The 24,444-nt window shown below is 45.7% G+C and carries 22 protein-coding genes; 14 read left to right on the forward strand and 8 right to left on the reverse strand.

Going from position 1 to position 24,444, the window contains the following annotated elements:
* Window positions 1-872 precede the first annotated feature (872 nt).
* Window positions 873-2,672: a bifunctional 2',3'-cyclic-nucleotide 2'-phosphodiesterase/3'-nucleotidase gene (locus B3157_RS06565; protein WP_292589886.1), complete on the forward strand. Its 1,800-nt coding sequence runs from the start codon at window positions 873-875 to the stop codon at window positions 2,670-2,672.
* Between the two features lie 560 nt (window positions 2,673-3,232).
* Here B3157_RS06565 and B3157_RS06570 read toward each other — a convergent pair.
* On the reverse strand, window positions 3,233-4,318 hold the full coding sequence (locus B3157_RS06570) for a DUF4097 family beta strand repeat-containing protein (protein WP_214079111.1): 1,086 nt from the start codon (window positions 4,316-4,318) through the stop codon (window positions 3,233-3,235).
* 976 nt (window positions 4,319-5,294) lie between these two features.
* On the opposite strand from B3157_RS06570, the gene B3157_RS06575 reads away from it, so the two are divergent.
* Entirely contained in the window at window positions 5,295-7,088 is a 1,794-nt protein-coding gene (locus tag B3157_RS06575; RefSeq protein WP_214079110.1) for a S9 family peptidase, read from the forward strand.
* A gap of 828 nt (window positions 7,089-7,916) precedes the next feature.
* Here B3157_RS06575 and B3157_RS06580 read toward each other — a convergent pair.
* From B3157_RS06580 to B3157_RS06590, 3 genes are all read right to left on the reverse strand, one after another.
* Window positions 7,917-8,741, reverse strand: a complete 825-nt coding sequence (locus tag B3157_RS06580) for a DegV family protein (protein WP_214079109.1) — start codon at window positions 8,739-8,741, stop codon at window positions 7,917-7,919.
* A gap of 189 nt (window positions 8,742-8,930) precedes the next feature.
* Window positions 8,931-9,494 (reverse strand): DUF2202 domain-containing protein, encoded by a 564-nt coding sequence (locus B3157_RS06585; protein WP_099828628.1) that lies wholly within the window; start codon window positions 9,492-9,494, stop codon window positions 8,931-8,933.
* A 246-nt stretch (window positions 9,495-9,740) separates the two neighbouring features.
* Window positions 9,741-10,496: an SDR family NAD(P)-dependent oxidoreductase gene (locus tag B3157_RS06590; protein ID WP_292589793.1), complete on the reverse strand. Its 756-nt coding sequence runs from the start codon at window positions 10,494-10,496 to the stop codon at window positions 9,741-9,743.
* A gap of 100 nt (window positions 10,497-10,596) precedes the next feature.
* Between B3157_RS06590 and B3157_RS06595 the strand changes: the two genes are divergently transcribed.
* On the forward strand, window positions 10,597-11,061 hold the full coding sequence (locus B3157_RS06595; RefSeq protein WP_292589796.1) for a hypothetical protein: 465 nt from the start codon (window positions 10,597-10,599) through the stop codon (window positions 11,059-11,061).
* Between the two features lie 507 nt (window positions 11,062-11,568).
* Window positions 11,569-12,630, forward strand: coding sequence for an amidohydrolase (locus tag B3157_RS06600; RefSeq protein WP_292589799.1), 1,062 nt, complete (start codon window positions 11,569-11,571; stop codon window positions 12,628-12,630).
* 1 nt (window position 12,631) lies between these two features.
* Here B3157_RS06600 and B3157_RS06605 read toward each other — a convergent pair whose 3' ends face one another.
* From B3157_RS06605 to B3157_RS06620, 4 genes are all read right to left on the reverse strand, one after another.
* A complete protein-coding gene (locus B3157_RS06605; protein ID WP_214061141.1) occupies window positions 12,632-13,336 on the reverse strand; it encodes a protein-L-isoaspartate O-methyltransferase family protein in 705 nt (234 codons plus the stop codon).
* Between the two features lie 20 nt (window positions 13,337-13,356).
* Window positions 13,357-14,007, reverse strand: a complete 651-nt coding sequence (locus B3157_RS06610; RefSeq protein ID WP_292589802.1) for a sulfite exporter TauE/SafE family protein — start codon at window positions 14,005-14,007, stop codon at window positions 13,357-13,359.
* Between the two features lie 98 nt (window positions 14,008-14,105).
* Entirely contained in the window at window positions 14,106-14,591 is a 486-nt protein-coding gene (locus B3157_RS06615; protein ID WP_292589805.1) for a MarR family winged helix-turn-helix transcriptional regulator, read from the reverse strand.
* Window positions 14,588-15,067: a glutathione peroxidase gene (locus B3157_RS06620; RefSeq protein ID WP_214061139.1), complete on the reverse strand. Its 480-nt coding sequence runs from the start codon at window positions 15,065-15,067 to the stop codon at window positions 14,588-14,590. Before B3157_RS06620 ends, B3157_RS06615 begins: the two co-directional genes overlap by 4 nt.
* 366 nt (window positions 15,068-15,433) lie before the next feature.
* Between B3157_RS06620 and B3157_RS06625 the strand changes: the two genes are divergently transcribed.
* The 10 genes from B3157_RS06625 to B3157_RS06670 all read left to right on the forward strand — a co-directional run bounded on the left by B3157_RS06625 (window position 15,434) and on the right by B3157_RS06670 (window position 24,443).
* The gene (locus B3157_RS06625; RefSeq protein WP_214079107.1) at window positions 15,434-16,255 is read left to right on the forward strand and encodes a fumarate hydratase; all 822 of its coding nucleotides are present in this window, start codon (window positions 15,434-15,436) and stop codon (window positions 16,253-16,255) included.
* Complete coding sequence (locus B3157_RS06630) at window positions 16,242-16,742, forward strand: FumA C-terminus/TtdB family hydratase beta subunit (RefSeq protein WP_214061137.1); 501 nt, start codon at window positions 16,242-16,244, stop codon at window positions 16,740-16,742. Before B3157_RS06625 ends, B3157_RS06630 begins: the two co-directional genes overlap by 14 nt.
* A 4-nt stretch (window positions 16,743-16,746) precedes the next feature.
* Complete coding sequence (locus B3157_RS06635; protein WP_214079106.1) at window positions 16,747-17,970, forward strand: NAD(P)-dependent malic enzyme; 1,224 nt, start codon at window positions 16,747-16,749, stop codon at window positions 17,968-17,970.
* A 234-nt stretch (window positions 17,971-18,204) separates the two neighbouring features.
* Window positions 18,205-19,434, forward strand: coding sequence for a PLP-dependent aminotransferase family protein (locus tag B3157_RS06640; protein WP_099828637.1), 1,230 nt, complete (start codon window positions 18,205-18,207; stop codon window positions 19,432-19,434).
* 12 nt (window positions 19,435-19,446) lie between these two features.
* Entirely contained in the window at window positions 19,447-20,502 is a 1,056-nt protein-coding gene (gene buk / locus B3157_RS06645) for a butyrate kinase (protein WP_214061135.1), read from the forward strand.
* Window positions 20,499-21,398, forward strand: a complete 900-nt coding sequence (locus B3157_RS06650; protein WP_214061134.1) for a bifunctional enoyl-CoA hydratase/phosphate acetyltransferase — start codon at window positions 20,499-20,501, stop codon at window positions 21,396-21,398. The genes buk (B3157_RS06645) and B3157_RS06650 overlap by 4 nt, the downstream gene beginning before the upstream one ends.
* Complete coding sequence (gene buk / locus B3157_RS06655) at window positions 21,398-22,483, forward strand: butyrate kinase (protein WP_214061133.1); 1,086 nt, start codon at window positions 21,398-21,400, stop codon at window positions 22,481-22,483. Before B3157_RS06650 ends, buk (B3157_RS06655) begins: the two co-directional genes overlap by 1 nt.
* Entirely contained in the window at window positions 22,480-23,154 is a 675-nt protein-coding gene (locus B3157_RS06660; RefSeq protein WP_214061132.1) for a cobalamin biosynthesis protein CobQ, read from the forward strand. The genes buk (B3157_RS06655) and B3157_RS06660 overlap by 4 nt, the downstream gene beginning before the upstream one ends.
* Window positions 23,147-23,371 carry a 4Fe-4S dicluster domain-containing protein gene (locus B3157_RS06665; protein WP_099828642.1) on the forward strand — a complete coding sequence of 75 codons (225 nt, stop codon included), beginning with the start codon at window positions 23,147-23,149 and terminating at the stop codon, window positions 23,369-23,371. Before B3157_RS06660 ends, B3157_RS06665 begins: the two co-directional genes overlap by 8 nt.
* A gap of 13 nt (window positions 23,372-23,384) precedes the next feature.
* The gene (locus tag B3157_RS06670) at window positions 23,385-24,443 is read left to right on the forward strand and encodes a 3-methyl-2-oxobutanoate dehydrogenase subunit VorB (protein WP_099828643.1); all 1,059 of its coding nucleotides are present in this window, start codon (window positions 23,385-23,387) and stop codon (window positions 24,441-24,443) included.
* Window position 24,444 lies beyond the last annotated feature (1 nt).

The following is a 24,444-nucleotide window of genomic DNA, read 5'->3' on the forward strand; positions in this document are numbered from 1 at the left end:
AATCCCCCTGGGCTACTCACCGATTGGAAAGAGCATAGGACTGGTTGACCGTTGAGAGGTTCTCCGTTCTCCGAATAAAAAACCTGTTATTCGTTCCAGAGCGAAGATCTGTTCTTCGTTCTTGGGCAAGGTGATGATTCAAGAGCGTTTGGACTCCAACCAGTCATGAAAAAACAGCTCTCATCGGAAACTCTCTTCTGGTTCATGGCTTTCATAACTGACAATTTGCAACTGATCTCCACAGCTTAAAGCGGTTTCTAGATGCGAGATCCCGATCAGTTTCATATCGGGATGACCAAAGAGGAGAATAGAGATGATGTCTCTGTTAACAAAGATCAGGGGGTCCTTGATTCTTAGCACGCAGCGGTTTTTCTTCGTCAGCAGAAGAGACTGTCATCCTGTGAATGGTTCTGCACAGGACTTCGCTCTTCAAAACTCGGTTCTGATGACCCGCTTCAATAACCCGCTCCTCCTAACCCGATTTACATAACCCGTTCCTAAAGGTGGTTCTTTGCCCGCGAAGCGGAACTGGCCACCGAAGGTGACTGGCCTCTGCCGGAGGCAGAGACTGGCCAGGCGGAGCCTGACTGGCTTTCTAATCGCCTCCTGCCAAATGCAGCATCACTTCTGCTCTTGCCAGACCCTAGACCCCACGACCCCAGACCAGGTTTTTCCGTTTCCCTAATTTGATTGCCTACTTCCATTTACTGAGATGTGCTTTTTTCTTTCTAGTTGAAGCCACAAGGTTGTAGTAAAATAGTACTGTTTCGAAACATTCTTTGGAATCCTATATTATCTTCGGTAAAGCATTCTCACGGTCAGGGGGCAATCATTCGTCCGGCAGACAACAGTGCTGGCCAACCTAATTGGAGGTGGATCTATTGAACTGGAAGGGAAGAATTCCTGCAGTTGTCATCGTCCTGATTCTCGCTTTGTTACTCCCTGTAACGGTTTTTGCTAAAGTCACGGCTCATGAGCTTGTTGTTCTTGGGACAAACGATCTTCACGGTTACGTTATGCCTTTCGACTACCTGACCGTTCAGGAAGTCGAGGATTACGGAGCAGCAAAGACTTACACTCTTATCAAATGGGCAAGAGAGATCTATAGCAACACCCTGTTGATCGACACTGGCGATACTATTCAAGGAAGCGTTCTCGCAGAACGTGAAGCGAGAGTCGAACCCCTAAGTATGGGAGAAATCCCCTCGATAATTAGAGCAATGAATATCATGGGATATGATGCAGGAGCAATAGGAAATCACGAGTTCAATTTCGGTCTTGAGTATCTCGACCTCGCGATGGCAGCCGCTGATTATCCAATGCTTTCGGCAAACCTTTATAACGCCGATACTGAAGAATTAAGATACGATCCTTACGTAGTGCTTGACAGAGAAGTCGATGGCATACCGATAAAGATTGGAGTCATCGGTTTCTTGCCGCCCGAGATAATGATGTGGGATAGGGTTCTTCTGGAAGGAAGAGTCTATGTTGAACCGATTGCAGACGCCGCCGCCAAGTATATTCCTGAGCTAAGAGAAGAAGGCGTTGATCTTGTAATCGTTGCTCTCCATCAGGGAACCTCAGACGCTGAAGCTATACTCGAAAACGTCGAAGGAATAGATGCAATTATCATGGGTCACAGCCACGGGAGAGCGGCCGAAAAAATCGATGGAGTCCCCGTTACCATGGCTGGCAGCTGGGGAAACTCCCTTGGTCTAATCCATTTCCAGCTTCTCAACAGAGACGGAAAATGGGAAGTCTTCTCCTCGTTCCCGCAGCTTTGGTACGTGGATGAAACGATAGAAGCCGCTTCCGAAATAGTTGAGGCTGTGAAGGAACAGCATGAGGCAACTATTGATTATGTTATGGCTCCTGTAGGAATTACAACAGTGCCGATCACGGGATACTTCAGCAGAGTAATCGATAACGAAGTAACTCAGCTTGTCAACGAAGCCCAGCTGTGGTACGCGAGAGACTACTTCAAAGGCACGGAATTTGAAGGAATGCCTTTGCTTTCGGCCGCAGCGCCCTTCAGAACGAGCACCAATGTGGAAGCTGGCGACATAAGGATAATGAATGCGGCCGACATCTACATCTACTCGAACACTCTACACGTCGTGAGAGTGAACGGCATCGAACTCAAGGGTTGGCTGGAAAAGTGTGCCGAAAACTTCAACCAGATCGATCCAAGCAGTACTGAGGACCAGAACCTTCTGGCACGTTTCTCATCCTATAACTTCGACATTATCGAAGGAATCAATTATCAGATCGATGTTCGAAACCCTGTCGGCCAGAGGATTGTCGAGCTTACTTATGAAGGCGAAGAAATCGAAGATGATATGGAGTTCCTCGTCGTGACCAATAACTACCGCGCAGGTGGCGGCGGCTATCATCTAGTCGATGCCGACATCGTCCTCTCTTCAACAGTCGAGAATCGAAGCGTGATAATTGACTACATAATCGAGAAGGGTACTATTACCCCCTCACCTTCCTTCAACTGGTCTATAGTTCCATTTGAGACAGCAGGAAGAATCACATTCACATCCAGTGATGAAGCGGCCACTTTGGCGGAAGAACTTGGAATAAAGGGCATAAAGTACATTGGAGACCGGCTCTTCGAAGTAGACCTCATTGAGCTAGCAGAAAACGTTCCACAGACAGTCTCTAACTAGAATCACTTGCGTGAGCAAAACCGGAGGTAAATATGCCTCCGGTTTTTTGTCATTCACTTACATATTCTCGAAGCTAATATTGATGAGTAGACAGAGAATCCGCGCTTTCGCGGCAAACGCATGTTGAGCAAGACAAAATACTCTGTATGGGCATCCTTTCATCTCGCACACCCAGTCCCGAGCAGATCGGTAGTTAGTGAGATTCGACGAAGCGCTTTTTCGAGATGTCTACCCCGCTCCATGAGACTTAAATGATCAGTCCGAAGGATCAGATTCCGCTTCCTTTGCAAATGAACTCGGATTATTCTTCATCCTATGATCCACCTTCTTAACTCGATTGACAATTCCACTCTTTGTACAGATTCACATCGTGCGAGGGAGGCGACAGGCAAATAGATCCTTTGCAGCGTCACAACCCGTGATTTTGAGCCCTTTTTCTGAGATCTCAATCCTGAGTTCGAAGAAGATAATCAGGCTTACCACTCTAGGGATATTTGAAATCCACGCAACGCATGAGTTCGGTAAATGGGACCATGATTCAAATCCACCCTTTTCTGTCACTAGATCGAATCTTCAGCATTGGGCTTGTCGATGCTGATGTTCGAGTTACTGGTTTTCATAGTTATGAGGAGGCCGTTGTCGCCATTGAATGTCCCTCTCAAGCTAGTTGAACTCGAACTGATTACGCCTACGGTAAGCCCCTTCAAATTGACGGTTCCATTGGTTGTAGATGCGCTTATCTCTGCACGAATCGAGTCATCTAAAAAGATTCCTATACTTCCATTAGTTGACAGCAGTTCAAGAACACCGAAATCTGGAAGGATCGCGTCGCAGACAATCTTCGCGTTTGAGGTTTCAAAACTATTGCTATCACCGATAAGAGTGACCTCAGTGACTGTAATTGCTCCGTTCGTGGAATTCGCCGAAACACTGAGAGTTCCCCTTTCGATTGTTATCGGAGCATTACTTGTCTCAATAATGAGGGTTCCAGATATTCCCTTTCCTTCAAACGCACCGTTGGTGGATCTAAGTTCCATGACTCCGGCGCATTCCTCGACAAAAATGGGCGAATTAGAGGTTTCAAGTCTCATGCTTCCCGAGACGGAGATCAGCTCCAAACCTCCATTGCTGCTTCTGCCTCTTATTGAGGCATTAAGTGATTTGAAAACCATTGCGCCGTTGCTGGTATTCACTAAAATATCTTCCACCGTTTCCGACGGGATATTCATATAAATTGTTGTCGCCTGCCCCATGAATTCATTCGTTTGCGATAATCTGGGAACAATCACAGTGAGCTTACCATCTGCTGCGTTGATGTTCGGCCTAGTCTTTTCAAGATACTCTTCTTTGAGATTCTCGTCTGCAACCCTAACTGACTGTTCGACCCTGATTTCAACATAATCTCTATCCCAGCCCACTACTTCGACCTTTCCGTTAAGACTGTCGATTCCCAATGAGTTCGGCTTCTCGGTGATCGTCACCGAGAAGTCTTCGTTGAACTTCATTCCTGTGAATGACCTGCCAGAACCAAAACTGAATCCCATGATTTTGGGCCGGATTATCACTGCCGCACCTATCAAAAGGAGCTCTATTCCCAGCAGAAGTCCCGCAAGGGCCAGCCCTCTCTTTCTGTTGCTTTCTCTCATTTCATCACTCCCATTAGTACATCGCTGCCAATCAACTCTCGACAAAATACCACTAAACAAGAGAATTTTCAAGTCAAAAATCCCCTTTACGCACGGAAGAGAATCAAAGACGTCCTCCGTCAGTCGTCCAAGAGCAAGAACCCGTTTGCTGAAAAGAGCGACCGAGAAAGTGCGTTACCGAGAGGTTCACTGCGCTCACAAGAAGGCGAGAGAAAAGCAAGTCGGCGCACGCGGGGCAAGAGCCGCTTTTCGCTGATCGCTGAACGCTGGGAAGAGGATAAAAGACGTCCTTGGTCCTTCCCAAGTTCATGGACCCGTCCTTCGACAGGGTCAAAGGACAGATCCCGGGATGACCACAGAGTAAATCGTCTCCTTTTTGCCACACTCCAAACTTTAGACACGAGACACCCTAAAAACTTCGTCATGCCGCACCTTGATGCTGCATCTTGTTTTTGGTTATCAAGAGATGTTCGTATTTGGCGCGAGTACATGATTAGATCCAGAATAAAAGATCTACAAGATGACAGTGTAAGTCGTTCCTAAAGCAGCAGGCATTTCCTTGCCCGAAATCAGTGATTCAAGGGAACAAGAGAATTGAACGGTAATGGCACGTCTCTAAAATGGTCCGCAAAACGGTATTCGAATTTCTTGATTCTCTACAGCCAACAATCTAATACTCAGTTAATCTAGTGGGTTCAAGAGACGGCTCGGCGTGAGTAGAGACATTGTGGGAGCATGCAGTACTCAATCGTAGAAAAGAGAGTCTCAAATCCTGAGGATGACGAAATCCACTTAATGTGGCTTTGTAGCTTCTATTCACAAGAAATGTGAACTTCTTGGAAACCATCAAGCGCAATTGATGGCTACTTATTATATGATTGCAATGAGGGAGCCCAACGAACCTTTGGATCATAAAGAACTATTCCCAATGATCATTCACTGTTCATCCGCTTTAGAACGTTAAAGGAGGAATTAAATGACTGAGAAGAAGTACTCGATTGAAGAACTTATGGAGAACGAGACCATTGCGTCATTCACGGTATCACCCGATTCAAGAAGGATTCTTTACTCTTCTGACAAAACGGGCAACTACAACATCTTTGAACTAGATCAGGAGAAGGGAAAGCACAGACAGATAACATCACTCACCGAAAACGCATTGGTATCTCACGTCTACAAAGATGGGAGCTTCATTTTTGCAATGGATAAGGGCGGCGATGAACTACATCATCTTTATCTAGGAACAGAAGAGAAAATCAAAGATCTGACCCCTTTCGAGAAGACCAAGTCAGGATTTCACGTCTCCGTTGGCAATAGTGTTTACTACTACTCTAACAAGATTGATAGAAGTAGATTCGATCTATATCGGTTTGAAAAGGCTGATCTAGCAGGTGAGCTGGTCTTCGAAAACAAAGACTTGTATGAACTGGGTCCAATTTCGGATAATGAAAGGTTTCTCGCTCTTCATAAGCCCGAGACTGCAAACAACTCGAATGTATATCTCCACGACTTGCTAAGCGGAGATACAACACTTCTGTCCCCCCATGAAGGAGAAGCTAATTTCATACCTCTCTTCTTCTCAAAAGATTCGATGAAGCTTTACTGTCTATCGGACATTGAAGGGGAATTCATGACGCTTTGGATAACGGATATTGAAAGCAAAGAGCGTGAAGAGATCCTTGCCTTTAGTTGGGACATAATCGACGGGAGAATATCGGAAGACGGGAGAAGTGCTGTGCTTATAGTTAATAGAGACGGTTTTTCCGAACTTCACATAATCGATACAAAAGACAATACCCCTAAGATGTCTCCCGTTGAGACGGGTGGTGTAGTATACGATCAATACTTCAGCAAGGATAGCCGCTTCCTGTACTATCTTTGTGACTCAGCAACCTCCTCTCCTAATATCTTCATGATAGACCTCAATACAAAGGAGACAGAGCAGCTTACTGATTCTATGAGCGAAGAAGTGAACAGTAATGACCTCTCTGAAGCAAAGGTACTCCGCTTTATTTCATACGACGGTCTCCAAGTGCCTGGGATTTTCTATCCGCCCAGAAATGTTCTGCCGAACGAGAAAGTGCCTGCGATTGTATGGGTTCACGGAGGACCGGGAGGTCAGTCTCTGCCAAGATACAGTCCTGAGATCCAGTTCATTGCAAATCATGGATATGCTATCTATGCAGTCAATAACAGAGGGAGCTCCGGCTACGGAAAGAGCTTCTTCAAAGCCGCAGATCACAAACACGGAGAAGCGGATCTGGATGATTGTGTAGCCGCCGCCAAGTATTTGGCCACCCTTGATTTCATCGACAAAGAAAGAATAGGAATAAACGGTGGAAGTTACGGTGGATTCATGGTTCTGGCGGCACTTGCTTTCAGGCCGAAGGAGTTCAAGGTTGGTACGGATTTTTTCGGTGTCTCGAACTGGGTGAGAACTCTCAAAGAAGTGCCAGCTTGGTGGAAGATCGCTAAAGATCTCCTTTACGGGAAAATCGGAAACCCATTCACCGAGGAAGAATATCTCAAGAGCATTTCCCCTCTCTTTCACGCCGGCAAAATAGAGAGGCCTCTTCTAGTGCTTCAAGGAGTAAATGATCCAAGGGTACTTAAGATAGAATCTGATGAGATAGTTGAGCGACTAAAAGAGCATGGGGTTCCGGTTGAGTATGTAGTGTTCAATGATGAGGGCCATGGATTTAAGAAGAAGGCAAATAGGATAAGAGGTGCAAATGCGATGCTCGCCTTTCTTGACAAATACTTGCGCTAGAGACATTCAGTTACTGGTATTGGTGAGGGAGAGGAGTGGATTCAATCTGAGAAGACGAGAACTCAGCATATCGTGACGATAAGCAGAAGCTTTGTCGAGAGTTTCATCCTTACATACCGTTTGATAGGAAGAGACGTAACAAGAGCTGTTCGTCATTGATCAGTCGTTCCCCGATATGGTCAAAAAAACGATAAAGGAGTCCCTAATCAACTATTGCCGAAAAGGCCGTTCTTTAGATAGCCTGGCACAGCATTGACTTGATCTAGTGATGTTTTTTCGAATTGTGCAGGTTGTGCTTCAAAGAACTGGTATTTGCTGACACTGAACTTCCGGGGACGGAGAGATCTTCGATCCTTCAGGTTATAAGTAAGACTGTCAGCGGAAAAAAACAAGGGTGCGAGAAGCATCCTCAGTTTGGCACAAGAATCTGTAAGTTGGAATCGTGAGAATAATCAATTGCTCCTTGAGTTCATTGCCCAGCTTCTTTCTTAAGAAGCTGCGGGGCAGAATTCGTAATCCTTCTATTGAATTAGTTCGTCTGAGCCCAATGGAAACAAGGCAGTTTAATGAATTAACAGAAAGCCAATTCTTCCTCATGTTGAAATACTTGTAGAAATTCGATCTTATGTCTTTCTCGACTAAGAGTACGGCCTCTGTCGATCTACAGAAAATGCTTAACTGCGAATCGGCATTGCATCCAAGCACGGTCTTCCCCAGCTCTGAATTCTTCTGTCTTCCAGCTTGATTCGAAATCTTGTTCTTATGTCGCTACACGGCAACCTGTAATCTCAAGTCTTCCGGGCCTTATTGGTACTCTAAATGGTGAGTTTAGAGCGCCAATATCAGTCCGCCCTCTCCAGCATATGTGGCAATCGCAGGACCCATCTTTCCGATTATGACTTCGGAATCTCGGACACGTTTCCTAATTTCCGAAGCGAAGAACTCAGCGTCTTTGAGATTATCCACGTGAGTTATGCCGAAAATCTTCTTCCCGGTCTTTGAGGAAGCTTCTATTAACTCAATTATCGCTTCTCTGAATCTCCTGCTTCCTCTTACCTTCTTAAGGAGCTTAACTTCGCCATTTATACCGTGCAGGATAATCTTCATGTTCAATATGTTAACCAGGCTACCCTGGAATTTGCTAAGACGGCCGCCTTTGACAATATTCTCCACTGTCGCGAGAGGGATGATAATCTTCACGTTTTCTCGGTACTCCTCCAGCGCTTCCACTATTTTGTCCAACTCAGCGCCAGATTCAGCCATTCTAGCGGCTATCAGCACCTGGATGCCATGGGAGATCGAACCTGCAAGAGAATCGAATACGATCGCCTTGCCTCCGCTCATTTCGGCGCCGAGGAGCGCTGATTGATAGGTGCCGCTGAGTTTTGATGAAATAGTAATGCAAAGTGGAGTTTCACCCTTCTTCTGAATATCCTCAAAGATCTCAGCAAAATCGGCCGGCGAAGGCTGAGAAGTCTTTGGAAGTTCCCGGGATTTGCTCATTAATCGCCAGAATTCCTCTGGAGTGATGTCGATATCTTCCTTGAAAGTCATATCATCAACAGAAATGTTGAGGGAGGCAAAGGGAATACCATACTTCTTCAACGTTTCAACCGGCAGATCACATGAGCTGTCCGTCACTATCCTGACCACCGTATCCCTCCTCTGTGTTCATATAATAAGATTATATGTCATTACGAGTCCAGAGCAATGGTTGTGCAGAAAGTCGTTTAATACTTGAAACCATTTTGGTGGAAAATTGTCTCTAAAAACTACCGAATATCTAATTCCAAAAGAAAAGGGCGGATTGTCCGCCCTATTGAATCCCATTCGCTGGCCAGTCTATCTGCCAGATGCAATCTCGTTGAACCTTTCGACATCGAGTATTTCTGGAGTATAGCTACCTGCGAGTCTCTCATACTGCCTGAGAAATGCCCTGAGGTGGTTCTCAGAACCTCTAAGCAGATTCTCGTATACCGTCGCAGTCCTCGAGTCGATGTCTCCCTCAAGCAATTCTTCCAAGTCCTTAATATCTATCTCTTCTATCAGAAGACCAACTTTTACCGCATCCAGAAGAGACTTACTTCCACTCTCGATGAGTTCATCATAAAGCTCCTGAAGCGTCGCATTGGTGAAGACTCCAACCTCATTTTCGCCCACGGGATCTACCATGCCAAAATCACCGATCAGAGAAAGAACTGCTTCTGTATGAGTCTGTTCGCTTCTAGCTATGTTACTGAAGACATTCAATCCCCATATTTCATAGAGTACGGTATAGACGTCGTGAGCTAGTTTTTCTTCTTCTCTCATGAAAGCAATTCCATCTTCCTCAGTCATTAAGCTGCTGGCCAGTGTCATTGAACTGAAAATCAAAACTATCGCTATTGCATATAATACTCTCTTCATTATTTTCTACCTCCGTTTTTTGGATCTTGAATAGATGTTAACCTGTGTAACTTAAAATCTCCTGAGAATCTGGAGATCGCTCGAAGGTCAATCCTCTTGGCTTTATCTTCCCTTTTCACTCACAATCGAAGAGTTTCGCCTAACTGAATGAATATTCGTTGCAGAAATTCAGTAGTGTGTTGAGACCAGAGGTCATTGGAAATTACGAAGTTGCTCAGAGTTCTATAGCAGCCTTTCAGTCCACTATTATTCAAATACTCTTCTCGCGGCTTTCATTGCTATTGCTCTCGGTACTAACCTTGATCCGGAAGCGATTATTTTGTTGATCAGCCCGCTTACCACGCTTCTCTTTCCTTTTTCAAATGCATCAAGTGCCTTTTTCACAACTTCTTCGGGGGACATGGACCCGGGCAGCTGCTTCCTTCCTCCCGAAGCTACATCGAAAAACTCTGTTCTAGTCGGCCCAGGAGATAGAACCATTACTTTGAAGCCTTTGGGTTGGAGTTCTTCGCTAACGGCTTCGCTGAAGCTAAGTACAAAGGCCTTTGTTGCAGCATAGACCGCCATTCCCGGTACAGGCAAATAGGCGGCAGTAGAAGCGACGTTTATAATTCCTCCGCCAATGCTGTTGCGCATGAGCGCATATTTCTTCGTCAAGAAGTAAAGAGCTCCGATATTCAGCTTGATCATCTGCATTTCTCTATCCGCTTCAATATCCTCAAAGGAACCAATTAGTCCGAACCCTGCGTTGTTTATAAGAAGATCTACGTCTTTCAGAAGTTTCGAAACTTCAACCAGGTCGTTCTCATCCGTCAAATCACCTTTCAGCGGAATAGATCTAGCTCCTAGATCTCCCTCAATTTGATCGGAAATCGTCTGCAATCTTTCTATTCGTCTGGCTACAAGGATCGTTTCGTACCCACGCTTTGCAAGCTCATAGGAAAACACCTCGCCTATTCCCGATGACGCTCCGGTTATTAGTGCTCTTTTCAAAATGATCACCTCGGCTAATTATACCCAATCCAGACCACATGAGCCTCTCAATTTGAGTTTTCTCGTCACAGAAAGTTGTATGTTGGTACCAAGTTTTGAAGGTGACGATGTGAAGAAAGTTGCGGTTATTTTAGTGCTGGTTCTGGCTGCGAGCGTTTTTGCATCTTGGGTGCCACTGCAGGATTACTCTAACGTGAAGTACGTCTACAATAAGATTTCGTACTTCGAGAATGGAGAGCACAAGGAAATGATATACGGGGTGACAGTCGATCGCGATGAAAACCACTTCATCCTGAATTACGATACTATCTACTTCTTACCCCTCGACACTGAGCCCACCTCAGACATGATGTTCGACCAGCAGTTCTCAATGATGATGTACATCTTCCTCAATCCAATGCTATCATTCATTTATGACGCAATTGACCTGGAAAAACAGATGAATACGAACCTCTATGGTTTTGGCACTCTCAAGTACGAGGGAATATACTCCGTAGAAGGAAAGAATGGAACGTTTACTGGAACAAAAGTCGCTTTACACACGAGGACGGAGAGTTGTCGATGTACTGGATAATTGATCAAAACATTCCTTTCGCTCTTGAAACCTTCATGGGCGACGATTACGCGGATGACTCTATTACAATCACTCTCTGGGGCTACGCCCTTAATTGATTGAGGATTCGATCAAAAGGCGTCTTCAGGCGCCGTTTTGTTTATAATAAATCAACGAGCGGGCTGTTAAATGGTGTTCAGTATAACTTAATCAGGACGCGGTCGCAGATAGAGATTGGGGTCAAGAAAGCGTTAGGAGGATGATGGAGTTCTGTCTCTCCAGGAAAGGTATTCAAAAAGTCAAAGGTGACGTGCGATAAACTCTGGTAGAACTTGTCTTTCATACCTCTAACCTCACTCCTCTTGCTTCAGTTTACTCTTTCTCTGCGAACGAATGAACAGACCGAGGCAAATTGAAAAGTGAAAATTCTGATGCTTCGTGATAATGACGAGGTTCTAGTGAGCAAGCTTCCGACGGCAAGATCTTTTCTATCTTTACGTCAAAAGAAGCGATTTGAAGGAGGAGAGCATGGATTTATCGAGAATTAGGCATGACTTACATGAGATTCCAGAGATTGGATTCAATGAGTTCAAGACTCAAGCGTACATTATGAGTCTCCTGGATCGATTATCTGTTTCCTACGAAAAGGTTGCGGGAACCGGAATTCTGGCGAAATGGAAAAAGGTTGAAGGCCCTTTCGTTCTATTTCGATCCGATATGGATGCTCTTCCTGTTTTTGAAGAAACAGATGCTCCATTCAAATCTGCACATGAAGGTTTTATGCATGCATGCGGCCATGATGTTCATATGACAATTCTAATTGGACTTATAGAGAGAATAGTAACATGCGATCTCAATAGAAATTTTCTCTTTCTTTTCCAGCCGGCTGAAGAAGGCGGGGGCGGTGCTGCGAAATGCTTATCGAAATTGGAGCAATACGAAATAACTGAAGCCTGGGCACTGCACGTAAATGATGAATTCCCTGAAGGATCTGTTTACACAAGAGCCGGTGTTCTCTTTGCCTCGGCCTTCGAAACGGACTGCACTTTCAAGGGAAGGTCGGCACATGTTGCTTTCTATAAGCAGGGAAGAGACGCTATTGAGGGAGCTATGGATTTTCTTCAAAGGGTCTATTCGGTAGATAGGGGAGATTCCGTACTCAGATTTGGACTCATACAGGGGGGCAGAGTTAGAAATGTGGTGGCAGACTCCTGCACTCTTTCGGGAACTGTAAGAACTAAAGCTTTTGAGCTTTCAGAGGAAGCAATCATGGAACTCGAAGAGCTTGGGAGAGAAGTCGCTACTGAAAGAGGTCTAAAGTTCTCTCAGGAGATCGGTTCGAAGTATCCACAGGTTCATGTAGACGGTGATCTTTACGATAAACTGTGCGCCCTAGTCGATGTAAACCCGGTCGAAATGAAATACGTGGGAGAGGATTTTGGAGTGATCGCTATGAAATACCCTTCGGTGCTTTTCTGGTTGGGTACAGGAAGAGGAGAACATCATGGACTCCATAATTCAAGGTTTTTGCCTGCTGATTCCGTTATAGAGAAGGGTGTTGAGATTTTCTGGAAGGTCGCCAAAGGCTAAGCTAGCGCTTTCGAAATCTCCCCTCTCGAAGCTCAAGTGAGAACTTGTTATCAGTGTAAAGAGGGTCCGGTCTGGAGTCTTCCACTACCATGAAGACCGCTCCTGTTTTCAAAGTAGCTCTCAAAGTTGTCCCATCTATTTTTTCGAATAAGAAGACAGGTGTGTTCATATAGCTTCTGTGTATCGGAACGATCGATCTCGCTCCGATTTTCATCTGATTGAACAGCTCCACGGTTATTCCCGGTAAGGCTACGGTGGAGATCATAGCATCGTATGGAGCTTCTTCTTTGAAGCCATATCTACCGTCACCGATCACTATCCTCACATTGCTCAGGCGGTAGCGTCGCACGTTTTCCGAGGCTATAGATGCAACCGTTCTGGCGGTCTCCACTGATACTACGCTTCCCTTAGTCAGCATTTTTCCAAGCAGACAAGCACAGAAACCGGTTCCCGTCCCAAGATCCAGGACCTTGTTGTCTTCGTTCAGTTTCAATTCTTCTATCATGCTTATCAAAAGAGATGGCTGAGTAGAAGTTGAGCAAATCTTTCCTGAGCTTGCAAGACTTACTAGAGCTCTGTCTGTATAAGCCTCATCCGCTACTTCGGGTGAGACGAAATCCTTCCTGTCAAGTTCCATAAAGGCCGACTCCAGTCTAGTGTCGGTCAGATAACCTGTCCTCTTCAGAAAACTCAGAAGCTCTCTCATCGAAAATCTGTCACACTCCTCTAGAAGAAGAGATACTTAATGGCGTTTGCGACCACAATTATCAGCAAAATCCATCTCACAAAACCGCTGCCCTTTCTTATCGATAGCCTGGCAGCAAAATATGCCCCGACAACATTTCCTGCCGCGAGAACCAGGCCGGGAAACCAGTAAATCATCCCATTAAGGATAAAGATAACCAGAGCAAAAGCAGTGTAGATAAAGACGATAACAATCTTCGTGAAATTCGTTCTCACAAGATCAAAGCCATACGAAAAGGTAATCGCTCCAATAAGAAAGAAACCAACTCCCGCCTGTAAAAATCCCCCGTAGAAGCCCACACCGAAAAAGATTAGAGTTGAGAGGACTCCAGAGGGTCTCGAAAAAGTGAGCCGCTTCGGTTTCAGTAACACAAGCAAAACTACTGCCAGGAGAGCTACTGCGATCACTTTCTCCAGCACATCCTTCGGTATTGTCGAGACAAACATGGAACCTATGATTGAACCTATCGTTGCAGACACTATCGCCGGAAGTATGGACTTGTCAAACCTCATACCGCCGGATCGAAAGGTCTTTACTCCTATACCGCTTTCAAATATCACGCCCAGTCTGTTGGTGGCATTGGCAACGTGCGGCGGCAATCCTATCCACATAAGTACCGGGAGAGTGACCATTGAGCCCCCTCCCGCCANNCCATAACATTCATAAAACCAGCTGCGGCGCCCGCAATGTATATCGTGACAAGCTGTAGCAGTGTCATTTTGTGATTCTGCTAACTTGAGGATCCGTTTGATTCGCTCATATCGATCTTCTTCAGAAGCTTTTTGAGCGACGACATAAGAGAAATGTATTCTCTCTGAGAGATATTCACCTGTTCAGCAATCTTCATCGGAATATCAATCGCCTTATCCTTAAGCCCTTTCCCTTTCTCTGTTAGACTTATAAGTACCTGTCTCTCATCACCCTGCGATCTTTCTCTCGTAAGAAGGCTTTGTCTTTCCATCCTCTTAAGAAGGGGAGTTAAGGTTCCCGAATCAAGAAACAACTTCTCCCCGAGATCTTTAACTGTAAGTGGCTCTCTCTCCCACAGAACAAGCATTACAAGGTATTGAGGGTAGGTCAACCCAAGCTTTGAAAGCACTGGTCTGTAGAGCCTTGTGATGCCCCTTGAACTGGAATACAATGCAAAACAAAGCTGATTGTCAAGCCTAAGTAGCTCGTCTTCTCTTGGAATCGCAACCTCTTCTTTCTTGGTCACTTAACCGCCTCCTCAATTGCAGAACGAAATGACTCGGGTTCCTCCTTCGGCTCAAATCTTCCAATTATCTCACCCTCTCTGTTAATCAAGAACTTCGTGAAGTTCCATTTCACTTTTCCTGAAAACTCCTTCTTCCCACCGCCAGAAACAAGAAATTCATAAAGAGGGTGTATCTCTTTTCCCTTAACATGTATTTTCGAGAACATGGGAAAAGTAATACCGAAATTCGCATCACAGAACGCCTTGATTTCTTCTTCACTGCCAGGCTCTTGGCGAAGAAAGTCATTTGATGGAAAACCAAGAACTACAAAGTCTCTGTCTTTGAAATCATCATGAAGCTTCTGCAGACCATCATACTGAGATGTGTATCCGCATTTGCTAGCCGTATTAACTATCAATAGCACCTTGCCTTTGAAGTCCTCCATGGTCTTGTTCCACCCGTCTATTGTAGTCAGTTCAAAATCGTAAATACTCATTCTTTCACCTCCAATCTTATTGTACACTATTTAGTTGTACTATTGAACCCTTCTTTCTTGAGTAGATTTAATTATGATGCATTACGGCTTTCCATATATTGATTTCACAACAGCTGGAGAATCTAGATCGTGTAAATTTAATAGCTTTGCAGTTAAGTGGAGAAGCCCAAGTTAGTATTCTATCTAAGGCTTTTCTGAAGTATCTTTCTTCTGCTGTTTCTGAGCTTTCGTTACGAGCTGAGAATACTGACTTCCTTATGCTTCCGATTTGGAGAAATGATCATTAGGGCAATCGGGTGTCCAAAGTGTTATAAATGAATATGACGTTGCTCATCATAAGCTTTTCACAGATAATGAGGTGAATTCTTGATAAAAGCATCTTCGATAGCGGGAAAGGTCGAGACCGCATTAGTAAAGGCAAACACAATAATGGATGATAAGATCAAATCCTCTCTAAAACTCTACACCGGTCCTTTCTCATCTATTCTGAATGAGAACTCGTTACTTGCAGAAAAGCTGAAGCTTCCCCTGTGCCAGGACACAGGTTTCATTGAATTCTTTGTCTTCATCGGTCAGGAGGTATCTCTTGAGGAACCCTTATCAGACACCCTCGATACGGCTGTCAGGAGAGCGTATTCAAAAAATCCCTATCGATACTCAATTGTGAAGGACCCCCTAATACACAGAGAAAATACCGGAGACAATACACCTTCGGTCGTGCATACTTTCATGGTTTCCGGAAGAGAATTAGAGATACGTTTCCTCGTAAAAGGAGGAGGCAGCGAGAATCTCTCGAGACTGTTCATGCTCAACCCGACAACATCTCAAGAAGAGTTCATAGAAACAATTGCCAATTCAATTTCTGAAGGAGGAGCCAGGGGTTGTCCTCCACTCAGGGTCGGAATAGGCATCGGGGGAAGCTCAGAGAAATCAATGCTCCTTGCCAAGCTCGCTCTGACTAGAGAGTTGGATTCAAAGAATCCCGACGTTGACTACGCCTTACTTGAGAAGAAACTTCTGAATAAGTTCAATTCCCTCCATATCGGTTATCAAGGACTGGGAGAGGGGATGACCGCTTACTCGGTTAGCATTGAAACTGCGCCTTGTCACATTGCGATTCTTCCAGTTTCATTGGCTGTTGATTGTTATCTCTGTAGAAAGGGGGTAGTTACCTTTGAAGATAGATGATTTGTCCCCCGGTCAAGAAATCAGCTTTACAGGCAAACTCATAGTAATGAGAGACGCAGCTCAGATGCGCCTCAAGAAGTTGTACGAAGAAGGCGAGCCTTTCCCTGTTGAGCTTGAAGGGGCAATTGTATTCTATGCCGGTCCGGCCAAGCTAGTTGAAGAAAGTTGCGGAGCAATCGGCCCTACTACTTCTCTCAGGATGGACGGTTTTTTGGAAATGCTTTTCGAAAAGGGCGTTCTGGCAACCATCGGGAAGGGAAAAAGATCGGATCTGGCAGCAAATCTGTGTAAGGAATTTAGAAGAGTCTATTTGATCGCTCCAAGCGGAGCGGCCGCTTCGCTTGCGCAAAGGATCGAGTCTCTTAGGGTCATCGCTTACGAAGATCTAGGCACTGAAGCAATATTCGAGATTGATGTCAGAGACTTTCCGTTGATTGTAGCAACTGATGTTAACGGTTCGGATTTTTTTACTTTGAATAGAAGGTGATTGTGTGAATGAAAAGGCATTGAAACTTCACAAGGATCTACGGGGAAAGTTGGAAGTAAGAAGCAAAGTGAGAGTGGATAGCATGGAGGCACTTTCGCTTGCTTACACTCCAGGGGTAGCCGATGTATGCAGAGTGATTGAGAGCGATAAGAAACTTGCCTACGACTACACAAACAAATGGAATTACGTTGCAGTAGTCTCAGACGGAACGGCAGTACTTGGACTAGGGGATATAGGCCCCGAAGCTGGACTTCCCGTTATGGAGGGGAAAGCCGTCCTGTTCAAGGAATTCGCAAATGTGGATGCCTTTCCCCTCTGTATAAATGTCCATAGTTCAGAGGAGATTATCTCGTTCGTGAAGGCAATTGCCCCAACCTTTGGAGGCATAAATCTTGAAGACATCTCCTCACCAAAATGCTTCTTCATTGAAAGCGAACTTCAGAAGATGCTTGATATTCCAGTCTTTCATGACGATCAACACGGTGCAGCGATTGTCGCCGTTGCTGCGCTGAGAAATGCGCTGAAGATCGTTGGAAAGAAGATTGAGAATCTAAAGATTGTAACGGTTGGCGTTGGTGCGGCCGGAGGCGCAACAATCAAAATGCTGCTGGCGGCAGGTGCAAGGAATATTGTTGCAGTCGATAGAAATGGAATACTAAACAGAAATCAGCCAGCTACTCTCCTAAACGAATTTCATTCAGAGATCGTAAAGGAGATTAACCCCGACAATCTCAGCGGAAATCTGGAGGACGCTGTGAAGGGAGCCGATCTCTTCATTGGCACTTCTGTTGCCGGGCTTCTTTTACCTGAAATGGTGCGCAAAATGGCTCCCGAACCGATCATCTTTGCTCTGGCCAATCCCGTACCGGAGATTATGCCGGATCTTGCCCGCAGCGCAGGTGCATCGATTGTCGCCACCGGCAGATCAGACTTCCCAAACCAGATAAACAATGTTCTAGCTTTCCCGGGCATCTTTAGAGGCGCTCTTGACACACGATCAAGAGAGATAAACGAAGCTATGAAGTTGGCAGCAACCGACGCCCTTGCGTCGGCCGTGCCTGAAGAAAAGCTTTCCAGGGACTACATTTTGCCAAGGCCGTTTGAACCGGGAATCGCAAGGAAGGTTGCACTTGCCGTTGCAAGAGCTTCTGTTGACTCGAGATGTTCGAGGCTCTCCGGTGAAATAAACCTTGAGGAACTGATTGAAATAGGATTCAAGAGAATCTGAAAGTCTATTCTCGTATACATTTCTTTCAGGTGGAAATACCTCCATCGTCATGCACACGACTGCACGTATGCAATATGTTGCATGCAAAAGTATGCACCTAGCGGAAGCCAAAAGCACGGAAGCTTCTGTATTTAGCCTTCTATAAGCGATTTATACAATTGTTATCTCTTGGCATGCTATTGCTAACTGAATTATTGTGATGATTACTACGATAACTACCAGGGGGTGTAAATCGTGACAGAAAAGTTTTCAAAGATCGCACTCAGAATGAAATCGAACATCATCAGGGAACTGCTTAAGGTGACCTCGAACCCGGGTATGATTTCTTTTGGCGGAGGCGTTCCCGACCCGGACACTTTTCCACGTTCAGAGATGGCTGAAATATCAAAGGAAATACTGGAAAAGGAGTACAAGTTCACACTTCAGTACGGTCAGACTGAAGGTGATCCTATACTTAGGGAAGAGTACATCTCCCTTCTTAATAGGGAGTACGGCATTGAGGGTCTTGACATCGATAATCTTTTGGTCACAGTAGGATCCCAAAGTGCGCTAGATCTTGTCGGTAAGATCTTTCTGGATGACGACAGCATTTACTTCGTGTCGAAGCCGGTATATTTGGGAGCTGCGAGTGCCTTTTCTCTAAGGTCGAACGGGTACGAATACATGACCCTTCAAGAAGACGGTGTGGATCTTGATATAGTTGAAGACAAGCTCAAAGAAATCGAAACTCGCGGAGAACTCGACAAAGTGAAGTTCATCTACACAATCTCGAATTTCCACAATCCAGGCGGCGTAACAATGAGTTACGAAAAGAGAAAGAGACTCGTTGAGATTGCAGAAAAGTACGATGTTCTCATAGTTGAAGACGATCCTTACGGTGACCTAAGATACGAAGGAGAAGCGATCGATCCGATCTTCAAGATTGGCGGGCAAGAAAGAGTCCTGTTGTTGAGAACATTCAGCAAAATCCTGTCGCCTGGGCTTAGGCTCGGTATAGTGATCGGCAATAAGAACATAATAAGAAAGATGGTAATGGCAAAGCAGGCTTCAGACCTCTGTACGCCAAGCCTCACACAGCGTATCGCGGCAAGATATCTTCAGAGGCATAACCTCCTTGCCCAGATAAAACCAACGATTGCGCTTTACCGAGAAAAGAAGGATCTGATGCTAACTGAACTCGACAGAAACTTTGGTGACATGAACGGCTTTTACTGGACAAAACCCGAAGGCGGCCTCTTTATATGGTTCACTCTTCCTGAAGGTTTCGATACAGGAGAAATGCTAGAGCTAGGCAAGGCCGAGAACATACTTTTCGTTCCAGGTCAGGCCTTTTCACTCGACAACACCTGTCAGAACTCAATGAGGCTTTCATTCTGTCTGCCTCCTAAAGAGGATATCATCGAAGGAGTCAAGAGACTCAAGAAGGTAATTGTGGAGTACGGCAAAGAGAAAAAGCTACTCTGAGGGAGTGATTAAATGAAGATCTTGGCCATAAATCCCGGCTCCACTTCAACTAAGATTGCTGTCTACAATGACGATACCGAGATCGCCAGGGGATCTATTCAGCATGTCCCTATGATGAAGGAAGTTGATGATGATATTCAGGAAAGGGTAGAAGAGATCAAGTCCTTCTTGCGAAACGAAGGGATCGAGCTTGATTTTGACTCAATAGCCTGTAGGGGAGGAATCTTGCCCCCGCTTGAAAGCGGAACATACAGAGTGAACGAGAGAATGGTTGACTTTCTTCTGCACCATGCTGAAGTAGAACATCCCTCTAATCTCGCTGCTCCCATAGGTTTTCGCCTCTCAGAAGGAAGAGTCCCGGTCTTTGTAACGGACCCGATCTCTGTAGACGAATTCTGTGAAGAGGCACGATTATCAGGTCTTCCTCAACTGCCGAGAATCTCGAGACTTCACGCGCTGAACATGAAGGCCGCCGCAAGACAGGTTGCTGCAGATCTGGGTAGAGATGTCGATAACCTGAACCTGGTGATCGCTCACCTGGGAGGGGGCATTTCGGTCGGGCTACAGCTAAAGGGCAGAGTGGTCGACGTCAATAACGCTACTGACGAAGGCCCTTTCAGTCCAACTAGAACGGGAGAACTCCCGGTCGCCGATCTTGCTGAGATGTGTTTCGCCGGGAGATACACCGAGAAGGAACTCTTAGATAGATACCTGAAGACAGGAGGGTTGCGGGCATATCTAGGTACAGACGACCTTAGAAAGGCCCTGGAGATGTCAGAGAGTGATCCCGAGGCAGCTCTTGTCGTTGATGCAATGGCTTATCAAATAGGTAAGGAAATTGGCGGCATGGTCGCGCTAGCAGGCGGCTCAATAGACGCAATCGTTCTGACAGGCGGTATGGCATACAACTCCCAGTTCGTTCAGAAGATAAAGAGTTACGTTGGGAAATTCGCTCTGGTCGTCATCGAGCCTGGAGAGAACGAGCTTCTTTCTCTCGCTCTTGGCGCACAGAGAGTTCTTAGAGGAATAGAAACTGCGAAGGAGTTTGATCCGGAGGTGGCAACATGATCACAAGTCTTGCACAGCTAATCGACCGTGCAAAGGTGAATCCTGGAGTAATCGCTGTTGCTGCTGCTGAAGATCCTGTGGTACTTTCAGCAGCGAAAGAGGCCGCAGACGAGGGCATTGCATCGTTCATATTGTTCGGCGACAAGAACAAGATTGAAGCTATCAATGAGGAGATCGGCTTTCACGAGAAGCTTTCTGTAGTTGACTGTTCTTCAAAGATAGAATCGATCGAGAAGGCCGTAAGAGCTGTTTCGTTCAAGGAAGCCGAAATCCTGATGAAAGGAAACGTAAAAACCGGCGAACTCCTTAATGTATTCTTGAAGGATGATTATGGTCTCAAGACAGGAAGAACGATGAATTTGGTCACTATATTCGAGACAAAGAGATACCATAAACTTCTTCTCGTTACTGATGCCGGGATGGTTATTGCCCCTGATTTGGGTCAAAAGGGAGATTCGATAGTCAACTCTGCCTCAGTTGCAAAGGTTCTGGAGATCGACAAGCCAAAGGTGGCAGTTATTGCCGCTATAGAGGTCGTAAATCAGAAGATGTCCGCAACTCTCGATGCGGCGGTACTTTCACAGATGGCTAAGAGAGGTCAGTTTGGTCATGTTGAGGTAGATGGGCCCCTTGCTCTAGATAATGCAGTATCTCGTGAAGCTGCCGAGCACAAGGGTATTTCAAGTTCTGTAGCTGGAGACGCAGATATTCTAGTTATGCCTGACATTGAAGCAGGGAATATATTCTACAAGACCATGGCATTCCTCTGCGACAGTCAGCTTGCCAGTACCATAGTTGGAGGTAAAGCACCAATAGTACTTACCTCTAGAGCCGATTCCGCCAGGACAAAACTCCAATCCATCGCTTTGAATGTTCTTCTTGCAGGAGTGATATGATGCCTGTCATACTCGTTATAAACCCAGGATCTACTTCAACAAAACTTGCACTCTTCAGAAACCTGGAGATGATAAGTGAACATACCATAAGACACTCTTCCGACGATTTGAACAGATTTTCTTCACTATATGAACAGCGAATGTTCCGAAAGAAATTGATAGTCGACTTTCTGGAGTCAGCAGGACACCCTCTCAGTGAAATAGACGCAATAATCGGAAGAGGCGGTATGCTCCGACCTCTCGAAGGCGGCACATACGCGGTTAGTGAAGCAATGATAGATGATCTCAGATCTGCCAAGTATGGTGAGCACGCCTCTAATCTAGGAGCCATAATCGCTAATGAACTCTCTAGAGAAAGTGGCAGGGAAATCCCGGCATTCATTGCAGATCCAGTAGTCGTTGATGAAATGGAACCCGTCGCCAAACTCACAGGTCATCCGGACTATTCGAGAAGGTCGATTTTCCATGCTCTTAATCAGAAGGCAGTGGCGAGAGAAGTGGCTTCGAGATATGGAAAGAAGTACGATGAAATGAACTTCGTTGTCATCCACATGGGTGGAGGGATTTCCATTGGGGCTCACAGGAGAGGAAGGGTTGTCGATGTGAACAATGCTTTGAACGGGGACGGCCCTTTCAGTCCTGAGCGAGCCGGAACACTTCCGATTACAGGTCTTATAAAGCTATGCTATTCAGGGCGATACTCAAAGGAAGAAGTAAAAAAGCTTATCAAGGGAAAGGGCGGACTATTTGCCTACACCGGAACTAACGATTGCCAGAAGATCCAGCAGGCGATTGTTGATGGTGATAAGAAGGCAGAACTTGCATACAGAGCGATGGCCTATCAGATAGTTAAGTGGGCCGGAAGAATGGCTGCTGCCTTGAGCGGTGATGTCGACTCTATCATAATTACTGGAGGAATAGCCTATGACAGAAGGTTCATGGTCCCATGGCTGACCGAGAAGCTGTCCTTTCTCGCGCCAATAGATGTTGTTCCGGGAGGAAATGAGGAGCTGTCCCTTGCCGTTGCCTGTTTGAGAGTCCTTGAAGGAAATGAAATGGCAAAAGAGTACAGGAGAGCAGAATGAAGTTTTCTAAGAAAGTGCTTATCTTCATGGGTATGTTTGGCAGCGGCAAGACCGAAGTATCTTTGAATGTCGCTAGACTGCTTGCCGATAGAGGAGAAAGGGTGGCCCTCGCCGACATCGATACTATAAGTCCATACTATAGATCCCGCGACATGAGAGAGAGCTTTTCTAAGTTTGGGGTTAAAATCGTAGCTCCCAAAGGCACGCTGGCCCATGCCGACTTGCCGATAATTCCGGCAGAGGTATTCGGTCACGTTGAGAATCCGGATTACAGGGTCATCCTCGACGTTGGAGGGAACGATGACGGAGCAATAGTACTCTCTTCACTGAGCACGAGACTACCGAAAGAGGACTGTGAGACTTACTATGTCATAAATCCCTTCAGGCCGTTCAACGACACAGTCGAAAACGCGGCTTCTCACTTCCTGAGACTTCAAGAGAAGTCTAGAATGAAGATCAACTATTTGGTCAACAACTCAAATATTGGATCTGAGACGACAGACGAGAATATTATCGAAGGAGAGAAGTTCGTTAAGCTATTATCCGAGAGGGTCTCAACACCTGTGGCCTTCACTGTTCTGATGAACGGAACGAGAAATGGAAATGGGATGTTCGATCAATTTTGGATTGAGAAGTATATGAAGAATTCATGGGAGGTAGAAAATGAGTAAAGACTTCGTGAAAGTAGACGAAGAGCGATGCAAGGGCTGCGGTCTATGCATCAACTTCTGCCCTAAGAAAGTGCTGAGCTTCTCTGAGAAGTTCAACTCCAAGGGCTATCATCCGGCACAGCAGCATGATCTCGAGAATTGCATTGGCTGCGGATTCTGCTACATGATGTGTCCCGATACCGCAATAACTGTCTTCAAAGAGACAGCAGAAGTATAGGGGGGAAAATTAGATGGCCGAAAAAATGATGGTTAAAGGTAACGAAGCAATGGCTGAAGCTGCAATAAGGGCCGGCTGTAGGTTGTATTTTGGTTATCCGATTACTCCTCAATCGGAGTTTACAGAGTATATGGCTCGGCGAATGCCTGAAGTAAGCGGCGTATTTCTTCAGTCCGAGAGCGAAGTAGCGGCGGTGAATATGGTTTACGGAGCCGCAAGCACTGGTCACAGAGTTATGACTTCAACTTCGAGTCCCGGCTACAGCCTCATGCAAGAGGGGGTATCTTATATTGCTGGAGCAAGGCTTCCTACGGTTTTTGTGAACGTTGTACGAGGGGGACCTGGACTGGGAGATATTCAGCCAGCACAGAGTGACTACTTCCAGTCAACGAAGGGCGGGGGGCATGGTGACTATCATTTGATAGTTCTAGCGCCCGGCAGCATCCAGGAAGCGGTAGATCTTATGGAGTCTGCTTTTGATTTAGCTGACAATTACAGAGTTCCGGTAATGATTCTTGCAGATGGAATGCTTGGTCAAATGATGGAGCCTGTTGTCTTCCCCGAGTTTGTCAAACTTGATGGAATCAACGACCATTCCAGTTGGGCATTGAGGGGAACAGAAGGAAGGGAACCTCATAAGGTAACTTCCTTTGATATCGATCCTGTAAGACTTGAAGAGATGAATATCGTTGTCCACAAGGGATACGATGAGATAAAAGCAAAGGAAGTCAGATATGAGTCTCATGATCTTGATGATGCAGATTACGTTCTAGTCGGCTATGGAACGATGGGAAGAATTCTAGGCAGTGTAGTGAAAATGGCAAGGAAACAGGGAATCAAGGTTGGATTGTTCAGACCAATCTCGTTGTGGCCGTTTCCATACGCAGAGTTAAAAGAGGCGGCAAGAGGAAAGAAATTCTGTCTGGATGTGGAAATGTCTATGGGGCAGATGGTCGAGGACGTTCGCCTTGCAGTCGAAGCAACTCTTCCGGTTCATTTCTATGGAAGAACCGGAGGAATGGTTCCAACGCCTGACGAAGTGTTAAGAGAACTCGTCAGACTTATAGGATGAG

This window comes from Mesotoga sp. UBA5557 (assembly GCF_002425715.1).
GTDB lineage: Bacteria > Thermotogota > Thermotogae > Petrotogales > Kosmotogaceae > Mesotoga.

Excerpts from the sequence above, each read along its gene's own strand:
- B3157_RS06570 (WP_214079111.1), bottom strand. The coding sequence starts at position 4,318 with ATGAGAGAAAGCAACAGAAAGAGAGGGCTGGCCCTTGCGGGACTTCTG.
- B3157_RS06575 (WP_214079110.1), top strand. The coding sequence starts at position 5,295 with ATGACTGAGAAGAAGTACTCGATTGAAGAACTTATGGAGAACGAGACC.
- B3157_RS06585 (WP_099828628.1), bottom strand. The coding sequence starts at position 9,494 with ATGAAGAGAGTATTATATGCAATAGCGATAGTTTTGATTTTCAGTTCA.
- B3157_RS06600 (WP_292589799.1), top strand. The coding sequence starts at position 11,569 with ATGGATTTATCGAGAATTAGGCATGACTTACATGAGATTCCAGAGATT.
- B3157_RS06605 (WP_214061141.1), bottom strand. The coding sequence starts at position 13,336 with ATGAGAGAGCTTCTGAGTTTTCTGAAGAGGACAGGTTATCTGACCGAC.
- B3157_RS06610 (WP_292589802.1), bottom strand. The coding sequence starts at position 14,007 with ATGGTCACTCTCCCGGTACTTATGTGGATAGGATTGCCGCCGCACGTT.
- B3157_RS06620 (WP_214061139.1), bottom strand. The coding sequence starts at position 15,067 with ATGAGTATTTACGATTTTGAACTGACTACAATAGACGGGTGGAACAAG.
- buk (WP_214061135.1), top strand. The coding sequence starts at position 19,447 with ATGAAGATCTTGGCCATAAATCCCGGCTCCACTTCAACTAAGATTGCT.
- B3157_RS06650 (WP_214061134.1), top strand. The coding sequence starts at position 20,499 with ATGATCACAAGTCTTGCACAGCTAATCGACCGTGCAAAGGTGAATCCT.
- buk (WP_214061133.1), top strand. The coding sequence starts at position 21,398 with ATGCCTGTCATACTCGTTATAAACCCAGGATCTACTTCAACAAAACTT.
- B3157_RS06660 (WP_214061132.1), top strand. The coding sequence starts at position 22,480 with ATGAAGTTTTCTAAGAAAGTGCTTATCTTCATGGGTATGTTTGGCAGC.
- B3157_RS06665 (WP_099828642.1), top strand. The coding sequence starts at position 23,147 with ATGAGTAAAGACTTCGTGAAAGTAGACGAAGAGCGATGCAAGGGCTGC.
- B3157_RS06670 (WP_099828643.1), top strand. The coding sequence starts at position 23,385 with ATGGCCGAAAAAATGATGGTTAAAGGTAACGAAGCAATGGCTGAAGCT.